This is a genomic window from Achromobacter marplatensis (assembly GCF_049060505.1).
Classification (GTDB): Bacteria; Pseudomonadota; Gammaproteobacteria; order Burkholderiales; family Burkholderiaceae_B; genus Achromobacter; species Achromobacter marplatensis_A.
On record NZ_JBMGRB010000001.1, the window covers coordinates 531,147 to 545,070 of the forward strand.

Sequence of the window (13,924 nt, forward strand, 5' to 3'; positions counted from 1 at the left end):
CGGGCAGTTTTGTGTCTGGCGCAGGCTTACTGAATCTTGGCCTTGTCGCGCAGTTGCTTCTGGTAGTCGGCCAGCGTTTGCTGGCGCAGCATTTCTTCCAGTTGCGGACGCACTTGATCCAGCGGCGGGAATTCCACCGGGCGGGTGTCGTCAACCATGATGATGTGCCAGCCGAACTGGGTTTGCACCGGCTTGTCGACCAATTGGCCCTTCTTCAGCTGCGTCACGGCTTGCGCGAACGGCTGGACGTAGTTGGTCGGGGGAGCCCAACCCAGATCGCCACCCTTTTCGGCGCTGCCGGGGTCCTTCGAGTTTTTCTTGGCCAGATCGTCGAACTTGCCCTTGTTGCCCTTGATCTGGGCCAGCAGGTCATTGGCCGTCTTCTCGTCTTCGACGAGGATGTGACGGACCTTGTATTCCATCTTGCCGGCTTGTTCTTTCTTGATCTTGTCGTATTCCGCCGTGACCTTGGCGTCCGACACGGGATTCTTGGCCAGGTAATCAGCCATCAGAGCGCGGACCAGGATGCCTTGGCGGGCCAGTTCGACTTCCGTCTGAACGTCGGCCTGCTTGGCAATGCCGCTGGATTCGGCGGCTTGCACGAAGATCTGGCGGTTGATCATTTCTTGCTTGACCTGTTCGCGCAGTTGCGGCGAATCGGTCGCGCCCTGGCTGACCAGCAGCTTGACGAATTGATCCAGGTTCTTCTGCGGAATGGCCTTACCGTTGACGGTTGCCACGTTTTGCGCGAAAGCAGGCACGGCGATGACGCAGGCCGCAGCCAGCATGACGATGCGTTTCATGAATATCCTTTGACTTTCTATTTGGGAGCCTGGGCATCTAGCGCAAGCGCATGAATCGGATAGGGGATCAAATCTTGCAAATGATGATACACCAGCCTATGTCGCGCCACGGCGGAGAGCCCTGCAAAGCAAGACGCAACGATGTGCACGCGATAGTGGCCGGCGCCGTTTTTACTGCCTTCGTGGCCGGCATGCAAATGCGAGTCGTCCAGAATGTCCAAAGTGAGGGGGTCCAGGGCGGCTAGGCGCTCCCGGATCAGGGCGATGCGATCAGTGTTGTCTGACATGGCGGCAGTGGGTAAGTTCCAGCGCACCGCCCAAGGGCGGGCACGCCGATGATAGGGCCGTCTGGCGGATCAGGGCTTGCCCGGCGGGGTGCCGGAGCTGGCGTTTTCGTCGGTCTGGATGTGTTTGCCCAACCATACCGATTGGCCGATCACGAACACGACCATCAGGCCCATCAGGCCAAAGGCCTTGAAGCTGACCCATTGCGATTCGGTGAAATGGCCGGAGAACGCCACATACAGGTTCAGGGCGCCCGCGATGAGGAAGAACCCGGCCCAGACCAGGTTCAGCTTGTCCCAGGCGGTATCGGGCAACTGGATCTGCTTTTCCATCAGGCGGCGGATCAGGTTGCGGCCGAACAGCAGGCGGGCGAACAGCAGCGCGCCGCCAAAGAGCCAATACAGCACCGTGGGCTTCCACTTGATGAAGACATCGCTGTGCAACCAGATCGTGGCGCCGCCGAACACCAGGATGACCGTCAGGTTGATCCAGTGCATGGCCTCGGTGGGGCGGCCCGTGGCTTTCAGCCAGATGATCTGCAGCACGGCCGCCGCCATCGCGACACCCGTGGCGATGAAGATGTCCGTGTACCGGTAGGCGATGAAGAACAGGAACAGCGGGAACAGGTCGAACAGAAACTTCTTCATTCAGTTTTCTATGGGTTCAAACGTCATCGACAGGGAATTGATGCAATAGCGCAGCCCGGTAGGCGGGGGGCCGTCGGGGAAAACGTGGCCCAGGTGCGAATCGCAGACGTTGCACAGCACTTCGGTGCGGACCATGCCGTGGGTCGTGTCGCGCTCTTCGCGGACCAGTTCCGGGTCGAGCGGCTGGAAGTAGCTGGGCCACCCACAGCCGGCGTCGAATTTGGTGTCGGAGGCAAAGAGGGCGGTGCCACAGCCCACGCAGCGGTAGATGCCCGGCGTGGTGGTATTCCAGTAACGCCCCGTGAATGCGCGTTCGGTACCCTTTTCGCGGGTGACCACGTATTCTTCGGGGGAAAGCTGTGCGCGCCATTCGGCGTCGGTTTTGCGTACTTTTTCCATATGAGCTCTTGGAGTCCCGATGCCCGAAATGGTTCGGGCATAATCCCGCCCCATGTTAATCGAGTTTGACCAGGCGGTAGTGTCTACGCCCCAGGCGGAAGTGCTGCGCGGGGTGAGCGTCACCCTGGCCGAACGCCGCATCGGTATCGTCGGCCCCAACGGGGCGGGCAAAAGCACGCTGGCGCGACTGGTCAACGGCCTGGTGCTGCCGTCCGCCGGCTGCGTCCGCGTTGACGGGCTGGATACCCGGAAAGACCTGAAGGCCGTGCGCCAGCGGGTCGGTTTTGTGTTCCAGAACCCTGAAAACCAGATCGTTTTTCCCATTGTGAGGGAAGACCTGGCGTTCGGGCTGAAGCGCCTGGAGCCCGACAAGGCGCTGCGCGAAAGCCGCATCGAGTCCCAATTGGGGGCGCTGGGCGTGGGCCATCTGGCAGACCGCACGAGCCATACGCTGTCGGGCGGAGAACGCCAGTTGGTGGCCCTGGCGGCGGTGCTGGTGATGGAGCCGGCGCTGATTGTCTTCGACGAGCCCACCACCCAGCTGGACCTGCGCAACCGCAACCGGGTGCGCGACGCCATCGCCGCGTTGCCCCATGACGCCATTGTCGTCAGCCACGATCTGGAATTGCTGGAAGCGTTCGACCGCGTATTGGTCGTGCGTGACGGCGGCATCGCGGCGGACGACACGCCTGCCGCCGCCCTGCGCTGGTACCGGGAGCACTGCGCATGATGGAGCCCCTATATGTCGCCGGCCAGACGCCGTTGCACCGGCTGCCGGCCTGGCTGAAGCTGGCGGTGCTGGTCGCGGCCGGGGCCGGGTTGTTCATGCTGCGCGACCCCCGCTGGCTGGCGCTGACGTTTGCCGTCGCCGTGGGGCTGACCGGGTCGACGGGCGTGACCGCCGCCGCCGTCTGGCGGCAGACGCGCGGGCTGCTCTGGGTGCTGCTGGCCGTGGCGCTGTTCACCGGGTGGTTCCAGGGCTGGCTTGAAGCGCTGGCCGTGGTGCTGCGCGTGGGGGCGATGGTGGGGTTGGCGCTGGCGGTGACGCTGTCCACCCGGACCTCCGACCTGATTGCCGTCTGCGAACGAGCGCTGACGCCGTTCGAGCGCATCGGTCTGGTGGATGCTGGCAAGGTCGCGCTGGCGCTGGCGCTGGCCCTGCGTTTCGTGCCCGAGATCTGGCGCAATTTCCAGGAAATCCGCGAAGCGCAAGCGGCGCGCGGGCTGGGGGCCCATCCCGTGGCGCTGATCGTGCCCTTGATCGTCCTGACCTTGAAGCGCGCCCAGGAAGTGGCCGAAGCCATCGACGCACGCAGCCCATGAGGGCGGCGCGTACTGCCTTGATTCCGTAGAGGGGAAACCATGAAATCCAATAACACCGTGCTGATCGCGCTGTTCGCGGCGCTGATTGTCGTGCTGAGCTTGATGCCGCCGATCCCGCTGCCCGGCATTCCGGTGCCCATTACGCTGCAGACGCTTGGCGCCATGCTGGCTGGCGCGATGCTGGGGCCGGTGCGTGGCGCGCTGGCCTGCCTGCTGTATCTGGCGCTGGCGGCCATCGGCCTGCCCGTTCTGCCTGGTGGCCGCGGCGGACTGGGCGCCTTCTTCGGCCCCACGGGCGGGTTTCTGGTCGGGCTTGTGGCGGGCGCTTTCGTCACGGGCTGGCTGGCGCGCCGCCTGGCGGGCCGCGCCACGGGAACCTGGACGGGGCTGGCGGGTTATGTGGCCGCTTGCGTCGTGGGCGGCATCGCCGTGGTGTATGCCTTCGGCGTGCCGTGGCTGGCGTCCGTGACCAAGATGGGCCTGCCCAAAGCGGCGATGGCGGTGGCGGTGTTCCTGCCCGGCGATCTGGTCAAGGCGGTCGTGGCCGCGTGGGTCGCCTCGCGGGTGGAACGCGTGTGGCCGATGCTGGGACGGTAAGGCGGCCGGCACAGGGAATCCCCCAACTGACGCGCCGAAAGCTTTTCTAGTACAAGTTCGCCATTAACAAATGCGTTCGCTAAAACAAGGATTCCGTAGCACATCAGGGATTTACCGTAGTTGCGGGAAGTCATTTGATACTGTTTTAACCCTATAATATTTTTTTCTGTATAACTTTAACTAGGCTCGCTTCGCCTCAATCGAGGCACATAAGAGCCACCACAGGAGACAAAAATATGCGCAAGCACTTCGGCTTGTCCGCGGCGGCTGCCGCCGTAGCCCTGACTCTGCCGCTCCTGGCGAGCGCGCAGGTCAAGGTGGGCGTGACGGTATCCAGCACCGGCCCCGCCGCGTCGCTGGGCATCCCCGAGCGCAACACCGTGGCACTGCTGCCCAAGGAAGTGGCCGGCCAGAAGATCGAATGGATCGTCCTGGACGACGCCACCGACACGACGCAAGCCGTCAAGAACTCGCGCAAGCTGGCTTCCGACGACAAGGTCGACGTGCTGATCGGCACGTCCGTGACGCCGGGTTCGCTGGCCATGGTGGACGTGGCCGCCGAAGCCAAGGTGCCGATGATCAGCGTGGCCGCCAGCGCCAAGATCGTCGAACCCGTGGACGACAAGCGCCGCTGGGTCTTCAAGACCCCGCAGAACGATGCCTTGATGGCCGGCGCCCTGGCTGACGCCATGGCCAAGTCCAAGGTCAAGACGCTGGGCTTCATCGGTTTCGCCGACGCCTATGGCGACGGCTGGCTGGACGTGATGCAAAAGGCCGCGAAGGCCAAGGGCATCGAGATCGTCGCCATCGAAAAGTACAGCCGCACCGATACCAGCGTAACGGGCCAGGTCTTGAAGCTGGTCGGCGCAAAGCCCGACGCCATCCTGATCGCTGGCGCCGGCACCCCGTCGGCCCTGCCGCAAAAGGAACTGAAGGCCCGCAACTACGGCGGCACCATCTATCAAACCCACGGCGCCGCCAACAACGACGTGCTGCGCGTCTGCGGCAAGGATTGCGACGGTATGCTCCTGCCGGCCGGTCCGCTGCTGGTGGCGGCCCAATTGCCCGATTCCAACCCGGTCAAGAAGTCGGCCCTGGCCTACGTCGAAACCTACGAGAAGGCCAACGGCGCCGGCTCGACCAACACGTTCGGCGGCCACATGTGGGACGCCGGCCAACTGGTTGTGGCGGCCTTGCCCGTGGCGCTGAAGTCGGGCGCCAAGCCTGGCACGCCGGAATTCCGCGCCGCCATGCGCGACGCGCTGGAAGGCGTGAAGGACCTGGCTGCGTCGCAAGGCGTGTTCAACATGTCGCCCACCGACCACGCCGGCTTTGACGAGCGTTCGCGCGTTATCGTCAAGGTCGAAGGCGGCAAGTGGGTCTATCAGCCCGGCCTGTAATTTCCCAGGATTGCCCGATCCACGGGTGCGCCACGCGGGGTAAATGCCAGTGACCGGCGTTTGCCTTGCGGCACCCGAGCAATGCTTCGCACCGGCCTTTCCGGCCGGTGTGTCGTATCAGTGTCCCGGGTGGGGCCGGGACACCAAGAATCAATAAGGTTGTTAGATGGATTCCTCAATTGCGCTGATCCTGCTGCAAGACGGTGTCGTCAACGGCGCTATCTATGCCCTTCTGGGCATGGCTCTGGTGCTGGTTTTCGCCGTTACGCGCGTCATTTTCATTCCCCAGGGCGAGTTCGTGGCGTTTGGCGCCTTGACCCTGGCCATGCTGGTGGACGGCAAGGTGCCCGGCACCGCTTATCTGCTGCCGCTGCTGGGCGCCGTGTGCCTGGCGCTTGAACTGCTGCGCGCCGTGCGCACCCGCAGTTTCGCCGGCCTGCCCAAATCCCTGGTCACCTGCGTGGTTCTGCCGCTGGCCCTGCTGTGGCTCACCAAGAGCTACACCGGACCCGAGAACTCGTTGTGGCTGAACATGCTGCTGACGCTGTTGCTGGTGATCCCGATGGGCCCGATGGTCTATCGCATCGTCTATCAACCCCTGGCTGAAGCCACCGTGCTGGTCCTGCTGATCGTTTCGGTCGCGGTCCACTTCGCGCTGACCGGCCTGGCGCTGGTCTTCTTCGGCGCGGAAGGCTGGCGCACGCCGGCATTCGTCAGCGGACAAGTCGACCTGGGCTTCATGACCTGGTCCGCGCAAAGCCTGTTCGTGGTTGCGACCTGCGCGTTGCTGATCATTGCCTTGTGGCTGTTCTTCGGCAAGACGCTGTATGGCCGCGCGCTGCGCGCCACCGCCGTCAACCGCCGCGGCGCGCGCCTGGTCGGCATCAGCACCACCATGTCGGGCAGCCTGACGTTCACGCTGGCCACCGCGATCGGCGCCATGTCCGGCATGCTGATCGCGCCGATCACCACGGTGTACTACGACACCGGTTTCCTGATCGGCCTGAAGGGTTTCGTGGGCGCCATCATCGGCGGCCTGGCCAGCTATCCCGTGGCGGCCGCCGGCTCGCTGCTGGTGGGCGTGCTGGAATCCTTCTCGTCCTTCTGGGCCAGCGCCTACAAGGAAGTGATCGTCTTCACCTTGATTATCCCGGTTCTGGTCTGGCGTTCGTTCAGCACCCATCACGTGGACGAAGAGGAGTAAACCGCCATGAACCGCATTCTGCTTGTCGTATTCCTCGTCGTCCTGGCTGGCCTGCCGCTGGTGCCGGTCACGCCCGAATTCTGGGTCACGCAACTTAATTACATCGGGCTGGCCAGCTTGGTGGTGCTGGGCCTGGTGCTGCTGACCGGCGTGGGCGGCCTGACCTCGTTCGGCCAGGCCGCGTTCGTGGGCCTGGGCGCGTACACCACCGCTTTCCTGACCACGCAATATGACGTGTCGCCGTGGCTGGCGCTGCCTGCCGGCCTGGTGTTGACCGCCGTGGTGGCCTATCTGCTTGGCGCGATCACCTTGCGCCTGTCCGGCCACTACCTGCCGCTGGGCACCATCGCCTGGGGCCTGTCGCTGTATTTCCTCTTCGGCAACATCGACTGGCTGGGCAAGCACGACGGCATCGCCGGGATCGAACCCATCAGCATCTTCGGCATGTCGCTGGCCAATGGCCGCCACATCTATTACCTGATCTGGGTTTTCGTGCTGCTGGCGCTGTGGGCCACGCGCAACCTGCTGAATTCGCGGCCTGGCCGCGCCATCCGCGCCCTGAAAAGCGGCGCGGGCATGGCCGAGTCCATGGGCGTGAACACCGCCGCGTACAAGGTTGTGATCTTCGTCTGGGCGGCATTGTTGGCCTGCATTTCGGGCTGGCTCTACGCGCACATGCAACGTGCCGTCAGCCCCAGCCCCTTCGGCGTGAACTACGGTATCGAATACCTGTTCATGGCGGTGGTGGGCGGCGCGGGCTACGTCTGGGGCGCATTGCTGGGTTCCAGCGTCATCCTGGTGCTGAAGGACCAGTTGCAGAACTGGCTGCCCAAGCTGCTGGACACCAACGCCAACTTCGAAATGATCGTCTTCGGCGTGCTGCTGATCCTGATGCTGCAATACGCCCGCAACGGCCTGTGGCCGATCCTGGCGGGCTGGTGGGGCAGCCTGACCGGCGCGGACGGCTCGCGCCGCAACCTGGCGCCGCCGGCGCCCGCGCCCGCCTTGCCCACGCGTGAGCGTCCGCAGGCGGGGCAGGTGGTGCTGGAAGTGGACGCCATCCGCAAGGAATTCGGCGGTCTCGTCGCGGTCAATGACATCACCTTCAAGGTCAGTTCGGGCGAGATCATGGGCCTGATCGGCCCCAACGGCGCTGGCAAGAGCACGACGTTCAACCTGATCAGCGGCGTGCTGCCGGTGACGCGCGGCAAGGTCACGTTCATGGGCCAGCGCATCGACAACCGCTCGGCGCGCGAAATCGCCAAGCTGGGCGTCGGACGCACCTTCCAGCACGTGCAATTGCTGCCCGGCATGACCGTGCTGGAAAACGTGGCGCTGGGCGCGCACTTGCGCTCGGACGTCGGCGTGCTGGCGGGGGCGTTGCATTCGGACCGTGCCCGCGAGGCGCAGTTGCTGCACGAGGCCGCCCAGCAGATCAAGCGGGTCGGCCTGGGCGAATACTTGTATGAGCAGGCGGGCAATCTGGCGCTGGGCCAGCAACGCATCCTGGAAATCGCGCGCGCCCTGGCGTCCGATCCCGTGCTGCTGCTGCTGGACGAACCCGCCGCCGGCCTGCGCTACAAGGAAAAGCAGGACCTGGCGCGCGTGCTGGAACAACTGCGCGCGGAAGGCATGAGCATTCTGCTTGTCGAACACGATATGGATTTTGTGATGCGCCTGACCAACCACCTGGTGGTGATGGATTTCGGCACCAAGCTGGCCGAAGGCGTGCCGGCCGATGTGCAAAAGAACCCGGCGGTGCTGGAAGCCTATCTGGGCGGCATCGACGACGATCTGCCTGAAGCCGATCAGGCCAAACCCGTGTCGGCCGGAGGTGTGCAATGAGCGCCACGCAACCTCCCGTTCTGGAAGTCAGCAACTTGTCCGCCCGCTACGGCAAGGTGGGCGCGCTGGTGGGCGCCACCCTGACCGTGCCCGCCGGCAGCATCGTGACCGTGATCGGCGCCAACGGCGCCGGCAAATCCACGATGCTGAATGCCGTGATGGGTTCGCTGCCGCAGACCGGCCATTCGGCCGGCACCGTGCAGTACGCGGGCACCGACGTGTCCGCCTGGCAGGTGGAACGCCGCGTGGCGGCGGGCATGTCGCTGGTGCCCGAGCGCCGCGAACTGTTCGGCACCATGTCCGTGGAAGACAACCTGCTGCTGGGCGGTTTCCGCCGCTACCGGGCGCGCGAGGCCGGCTGGCGCGACACGTTGAACGAAGTGTTCGACCTGTTCCCGCGCCTGCGTGAACGCCGTGCGCAGCAAGCGGGCACCTTGTCCGGCGGCGAACGCCAGATGCTGGCGGTGGGCCGCGCGCTGATGGCCAAGCCCACGCTATTGATGCTGGACGAGCCCAGCCTGGGGCTTGCGCCGCGTATCGTGCGCGAGATCTTCCACATCATCGCGCGGTTGCGCGAAACCGGCGTGGCGATCCTGCTGGTCGAGCAAAACGCCCGAGCCGCCCTGCAAGTGGCCGACTACGGCTATGTGCTGGAAACCGGCGAGGTGATCCTGCACGGTCCGGCGCGGGAGCTGGCTGGCGACCCGAAGGTCATCGAAAGCTATCTGGGCCTGGGCAAGGGCGCGGAAAAAGACTGAGCGTAGCTAGAAGCCGATCTTGAAAGAGCCGACACCGACAGGTGCCGGCTTTTTTTATTTGTCGAACACCTCGACCATGCGGAAGCGTTCGCAAACCAGCATCATGTCCGGCGAATAGCCGCCATTGCGCTCGAAGTAGGCGACGTGCGATTCCCGCCAGGCGTCGTAGGGCCCTTCGCCCTCGGCCACCGCGAATGCTTCGTCCACCTGATCAAAGCGTTGGATCAGCACGCTGGTGGTTTCAATGACGCAGGCGGGTCGCCCGAGGCCGTCCAACACCACGTCGCGCCGCCCGACCGCGGGCACGGGTTCCTTGTCGTTGAAGTGATGCAGCGCGCCGCAGGTCGCCGTCTTGGTGCCGGCCAGCACCAGGGCCAGCAGTTCGTCGGCCAGTTCGGGCGTATCGCCAAACTGGAACGTCACGGCGTTTTCGTAAGGGGCGGGAGGTTTCATGCCAGGGGCGTCCATTGCAGAATCAGCGTTTGTTCCATTTCGGGATCGGACGTGGAGGGGGCGCCGGTCTCGATGCGTCCGGCCAGCCGACGCGTGCAGGCGGGGTCGTCGGGAACCCGCACGGTGACGTCGTACCAGCCGCCCGTGCGAGTCATGTCCCAGGACAGCTCCACGGCTTCGCCTGGGGCCAGCGCGGCGTGAGTCTGCCGCGGATGGCCGTAGGCGTTGGCTTCGACGCGGAACGCGCGCGGCTGCGAGCCGGGATTGTGCACCAACAGCCGCAGGGACGCGCCCGGCGCCGTATAGGCGGCGGTGACCGCCAGCGGCGGCATCGCGCCCGCTGCGGTTCGCCCCGTGCAATGCCGATGGAAGCCGTTCGGCCCCAGCACCCACAGGTCGTAGCGGCCATCGTCGCCCGTCGTCAGCCATTCGCCCTCCAGCCGCTTGCCGGCTTCCACGGTATAGCGGCGCGGGCCGCGGTCCAGGTGTAGACGGTCATAGACATGCAGCACCGCGCCGGCCGTTCCGGCGTTTTCAAACGCCAGCGTGACGCGGTCGCCGTCTACTCGGGCGTGGGCCTGCAGCGCGTAAGGAAGCGCGCGGGAAGGGCGCGTGCCGGGTTGTTGGCGCGCCAGCGCCGGTTGCGTCGGCGCGGGGGGCGTCACGGTGCCGGGCAGCGCGGATGCCTGCGCCGCCCGTTCGGCCGTTGGCGGAAAGCCGCGCGGCAGGTCGGCTTCGTTCGGGTTGGCAAAATCGAAGACCGATGTCAGGTCGCCGCAGACCGCCCGGCGCCAGGGCGAGATGTTCGGTTCGGCCACCCCGAAGCGCTGTTCGACAAAGCGCAGCACCGACGTGTGGTCGAACACTTGCGAATTGACCCAGCCGCCCTTGGTCCAGGGCGACAGCACATACATGGGCACGCGCGGGCCCAGCCCGTAGACGCCATGCAGATGCGCCGGTGTGTCGTCCTTTTCCACGCCGGTGATGCGTTCGTGGTATTCGCCCCGGGTGTCCACGGTGGATGCGCCGGCCAGTGCGCCGGTGGCATCGCGCGAAGGCGGGGCGGGCGGCGGCATGTGATCGAAGAAGCCGTCGTTTTCGTCGAACATCAGCAGCAGGACGGTTTTGCTCCAGACCTCGGGATTGGCGGTCAGCGCGTCCAGCACGCGGGCCGTGTAGTCCGCGCCCTGGGCGGGGCTGGACGGGCTGGGATGCTCGGAGCCGGCCTTGGTGGCGCAGATCCACGACACTTGCGGCAAGGTGCCGTCCAGTACGTCCTGGCGCAGCAGGTCCAGGCCGCGCGTGGTCAACGCCTTGTCCTTCAGCGCGGCAAGCGCGCCCGGCACGCCATGGTACGCATCGCGATAGGCCTTGAACCCCGCGGTGGGGTTCAGCGAATAGTTGTCCGCCATGTCCTGGTAGATGTGCCAGCTGATGCCCGCGGCTTCCAACCGTTCCGGATAGGTGGTCCAGGTATAGGCGCGGGCAGGATCGCCGCCCTTGAGTTTGTTATAGACGTTGCCCAGCGCGGGGCCATTGCCGCGCCCGGCGCCGTCGTTCGTGCCGCTCCATACGAAGAGCCGGTTGGTGTTGGTGCCGCCGGTGAACGAACAGTGATAGGCATCGCAGACCGTGAAAGCGCGCGCCATGGCGTACTGGAAAGGCATGTCGGCCTCGGTGTAGTACGCCATCGAATGGTTCTTCTTGGCGGCCGGCCAGCGGCCCATGCGGCCCGCTTCCCAGGCGTCCTGCGCGTTGGACCAGGTATGCGGCGTACTGGCGACGCGCAAGGTCTCGAACGCTTCGCGCGTGTCCAGGTGATAGGGCAGCACGGTACGCGGCGCGCCTTCATCAGGTTTGTCGTTGTATTGCGCCCACACGGTGCGGTAGCGGGCGTCGGGGCAGTCCGGCACGGGGATGGGGAAGCGGTCGCCAAAACCGCGCACGCCCGCCAGCCCACCGAAATAATGGTCGAACGAGCGGTTCTCCTGCATGAAGATCACGATGTGCTCGACATCGCGGATGGTGCCGGTGCGGCGGTGGGCGGGAATGGCCAGCGCGCGGCGGATGGACGCCGGCAACAGTGCCAGCGCGCTGCCGGCGCCGGCAAGAGTCGCGCTGTTGCGCAGGAAGTCGCGTCGGGTTTGCATGGGTCGGCATCCTGGAATGCGACGCTGCCCGCGATATGGCGGGCAGCGTCGGGAAAGCGGCAGGGCGGCGTCGGTTTAGCGGCTGCCGGTGCTTTCGGCGTAATCCATGTACAGCTTGTGGGCGCGGCGCGCCAGCGGGCCGTATTCCAGCGCGCGGTCTTCCACGCGGTTCACATGGACCACCTTGCCGTAGTTCCCGGATGAAAACACCTCATCGGCTTCTTCAACATCGGCGCGCGTCAGGCTGCGCTCTTGCACGTCGACGCCGTCTGCCTTCAGCAGCGCCAGGACCCGGCGGCGGGTGATGCCGTTCAGGAAGGTGCCGTTGTCCACGGGGGTGGACACGACGCCGTTCTTGGCGATCCACAGGTTGCTGGTGGCGAATTCGGCAATGTTGCCCGCGCCGTCCAGCATGATGGCGTTGTCGAAACCCTTTTCCGCGGCCTCGCGGATGGCGCGCTGGCCGTTGGGGTACAGGCACGACGCCTTGGCGTCGGTGGGCGCCATGTTGGGCCAGGAACGCGCAAAGCTGGAGAAGCAGGCCGAGAAGCCTTGCTCGCCCGGCATCGGCACCTTGAACACGTGCAGCACGAACTGGGTCTTGTCGGCATCGGGCAGCAGGAAACCGTCGGCGCAATAGAACATCGGCTTGATGTAGAGCTCGGTGCCGGCCGGGAACTTGGCCACGGCTTCCAGGCACAGCTTCTGGATCGCTTCCCAGCCGATCTGCGGCTTCATCAGCATCTTTTCAGCCGAACGCACGACGCGCTGGCAGTGCAGGTCCAGGTCGGGCGTCAGGCCGCGGAACGCGCGCGCGCCGTCGAAAACCATGCTGGCCATCCAGAACGCGTGATCGGCGGGGCCGAGCAGTTTGGGGTTGTCGGTGGTCCAGTGGCCGTCGTACCAATACAGGGCATCCATGTTCATCTTCCTTTGCTTCAATCGGGTGGGCGCTTGTTCGGCGCCGAAACGCCAGGATACATGAGGCGGCGGCGGTGTCCGGTCAGTCCTCGCGTGCCAGCGCTGCCTGCACGCGGTCGGCGGCATCCGCCGGCATCCATTGCCGCCAGACGGGCCCGTACTGCTTCAGGAAATAGCGCGCCGCATCCTCGGGTTCCTTGCCTTCGTTTTCGAGCCAGCCCAACGTGGCGTTGATGGCGTCGTCGGGCACGGCCAGCTTGCTCAGGAAGTCGGTGATCTTGGGCGCCTCTTTGGCGAACGCCGCATTCACACCCGTGACCACGGGGTTCGGCTTGAACTCGGTGGCGACCGGTGCGGCGCACTTGGGATCGGTCATGCAGGTGTAGGCGGTTTGGTCGAAGGCGGGCAGTTCCAGCTTCACCAGGTCCAGCGCGCCGACCAGCGACGTGGGTGTCCAGTAGTAGAAGACGATGTCTCGCTTGCGCTTGTAGGCCGACACGATGGCTGCCTTCTGCGCGGCGCCCGAGCCGGGTGCGAACAGCGAATAGTCCTTGTCCAGTTTCAACGCGCGCAGCAGGTTGTCGTTCAAGGTGCCGCAAGCCCAGCCGGCGGGGCAGCCGTAGATGCGGCCGCGGCCAGGGTCTTCCGGGTCGGCGAATACCTGCTTGAAGCGCGCCAGGTCTGACGCGGCCTTCAGCTCGGGATGGCGTTCGACGGTGTAGCGCGGCACGTACCAGCCTTCTCCGGCGTCGTACACGTGCCCCACGCCCAGCACTTTGCCGCTGGCCAGCGCCTTTTTCCACGCGCCTTCGATCTGTCCGGGCCACACTTCAGGCGTCACGTCGACGTCGCCGCGTTGCAGCGCCGCCAGCATGGGCAGGGTTTCGCCGATTTCCACGCTGGTCTTGCAGCCATAGCCGTGTTCCAGCACGTAGCGTTCAATGCCCGCCAGCACCAGGTTGGATTCCCAGTTCAGGCCGCTGAAGCGGACAGGGCGGTCGACTTCGCAGGTAGCGGTGGGGGAGGCGGCTTGGGCGGGCGGGGCCAGGAGGGCTGTGGCCAGCGCCAGGGCGCCGCAGACGGGGGCGAGCAGATGCGGGTTGCGCATGGTCAGGCACCTGTTTGATGGGGTGCGTTTT

Annotated in this window: 15 protein-coding genes; 7 read left to right on the forward strand and 8 right to left on the reverse strand. The window is 65.3% G+C overall.

Annotation, left to right across the window (positions count from 1 at the left end; genetic code table 11):
• Nucleotides 1-26 precede the first annotated feature (26 nt).
• The 4 genes from ACI0FO_RS02350 to msrB all read right to left on the reverse strand — a co-directional run bounded on the left by ACI0FO_RS02350 (nt 27) and on the right by msrB (nt 2,134).
• Nucleotides 27-803 carry a peptidylprolyl isomerase gene (locus ACI0FO_RS02350; protein WP_310032979.1) on the reverse strand — a complete coding sequence of 259 codons (777 nt, stop codon included), beginning with the start codon at nt 801-803 and terminating at the stop codon, nt 27-29.
• 17 nt (nt 804-820) lie between these two features.
• Nucleotides 821-1,090 carry a BolA family protein gene (locus tag ACI0FO_RS02355; RefSeq protein WP_416023850.1) on the reverse strand — a complete coding sequence of 90 codons (270 nt, stop codon included), beginning with the start codon at nt 1,088-1,090 and terminating at the stop codon, nt 821-823.
• Between the two features lie 69 nt (nt 1,091-1,159).
• Nucleotides 1,160-1,735: a septation protein A gene (locus tag ACI0FO_RS02360; protein ID WP_332009457.1), complete on the reverse strand. Its 576-nt coding sequence runs from the start codon at nt 1,733-1,735 to the stop codon at nt 1,160-1,162.
• On the reverse strand, nt 1,736-2,134 hold the full coding sequence (gene msrB, locus ACI0FO_RS02365) for a peptide-methionine (R)-S-oxide reductase MsrB (RefSeq protein ID WP_416023851.1): 399 nt from the start codon (nt 2,132-2,134) through the stop codon (nt 1,736-1,738).
• A gap of 52 nt (nt 2,135-2,186) precedes the next feature.
• On the opposite strand from msrB, the gene ACI0FO_RS02370 reads away from it, so the two are divergent.
• The 7 genes from ACI0FO_RS02370 to ACI0FO_RS02400 all read left to right on the forward strand — a co-directional run bounded on the left by ACI0FO_RS02370 (nt 2,187) and on the right by ACI0FO_RS02400 (nt 9,261).
• Complete coding sequence (locus tag ACI0FO_RS02370) at nt 2,187-2,864, forward strand: energy-coupling factor ABC transporter ATP-binding protein (protein WP_416023853.1); 678 nt, start codon at nt 2,187-2,189, stop codon at nt 2,862-2,864.
• On the forward strand, nt 2,861-3,457 hold the full coding sequence (locus ACI0FO_RS02375) for an energy-coupling factor transporter transmembrane component T family protein (RefSeq protein WP_416023855.1): 597 nt from the start codon (nt 2,861-2,863) through the stop codon (nt 3,455-3,457). Before ACI0FO_RS02370 ends, ACI0FO_RS02375 begins: the two co-directional genes overlap by 4 nt.
• Nucleotides 3,458-3,496: 39 nt before the next feature.
• Entirely contained in the window at nt 3,497-4,054 is a 558-nt protein-coding gene (locus tag ACI0FO_RS02380; protein WP_416023856.1) for a biotin transporter BioY, read from the forward strand.
• A 236-nt stretch (nt 4,055-4,290) separates the two neighbouring features.
• On the forward strand, nt 4,291-5,454 hold the full coding sequence (locus ACI0FO_RS02385; protein ID WP_416023858.1) for an ABC transporter substrate-binding protein: 1,164 nt from the start codon (nt 4,291-4,293) through the stop codon (nt 5,452-5,454).
• A 166-nt stretch (nt 5,455-5,620) separates the two neighbouring features.
• Nucleotides 5,621-6,658, forward strand: a complete 1,038-nt coding sequence (locus tag ACI0FO_RS02390) for a branched-chain amino acid ABC transporter permease (RefSeq protein ID WP_105555135.1) — start codon at nt 5,621-5,623, stop codon at nt 6,656-6,658.
• A 6-nt stretch (nt 6,659-6,664) separates the two neighbouring features.
• A complete protein-coding gene (locus ACI0FO_RS02395) occupies nt 6,665-8,503 on the forward strand; it encodes an ABC transporter permease subunit (protein ID WP_416023860.1) in 1,839 nt (612 codons plus the stop codon).
• A complete protein-coding gene (locus tag ACI0FO_RS02400; RefSeq protein ID WP_416023862.1) occupies nt 8,500-9,261 on the forward strand; it encodes an ABC transporter ATP-binding protein in 762 nt (253 codons plus the stop codon). The genes ACI0FO_RS02395 and ACI0FO_RS02400 overlap by 4 nt, the downstream gene beginning before the upstream one ends.
• Nucleotides 9,262-9,315: 54 nt before the next feature.
• Here ACI0FO_RS02400 and ACI0FO_RS02405 read toward each other — a convergent pair whose 3' ends face one another.
• The 4 genes from ACI0FO_RS02405 to ACI0FO_RS02420 all read right to left on the reverse strand — a co-directional run bounded on the left by ACI0FO_RS02405 (nt 9,316) and on the right by ACI0FO_RS02420 (nt 13,893).
• Nucleotides 9,316-9,714, reverse strand: coding sequence for an ASCH domain-containing protein (locus ACI0FO_RS02405; RefSeq protein ID WP_416023864.1), 399 nt, complete (start codon nt 9,712-9,714; stop codon nt 9,316-9,318).
• Nucleotides 9,711-11,864, reverse strand: a complete 2,154-nt coding sequence (locus tag ACI0FO_RS02410; RefSeq protein WP_416023866.1) for a phosphocholine-specific phospholipase C — start codon at nt 11,862-11,864, stop codon at nt 9,711-9,713. The genes ACI0FO_RS02405 and ACI0FO_RS02410 overlap by 4 nt, the downstream gene beginning before the upstream one ends.
• A 75-nt stretch (nt 11,865-11,939) precedes the next feature.
• Complete coding sequence (locus tag ACI0FO_RS02415; RefSeq protein WP_416023867.1) at nt 11,940-12,785, reverse strand: branched-chain amino acid aminotransferase; 846 nt, start codon at nt 12,783-12,785, stop codon at nt 11,940-11,942.
• Nucleotides 12,786-12,867: 82 nt separating this feature from the next.
• Complete coding sequence (locus ACI0FO_RS02420) at nt 12,868-13,893, reverse strand: ABC transporter substrate-binding protein (RefSeq protein ID WP_416023869.1); 1,026 nt, start codon at nt 13,891-13,893, stop codon at nt 12,868-12,870.
• Nucleotides 13,894-13,924: the final 31 nt, after the last annotated feature.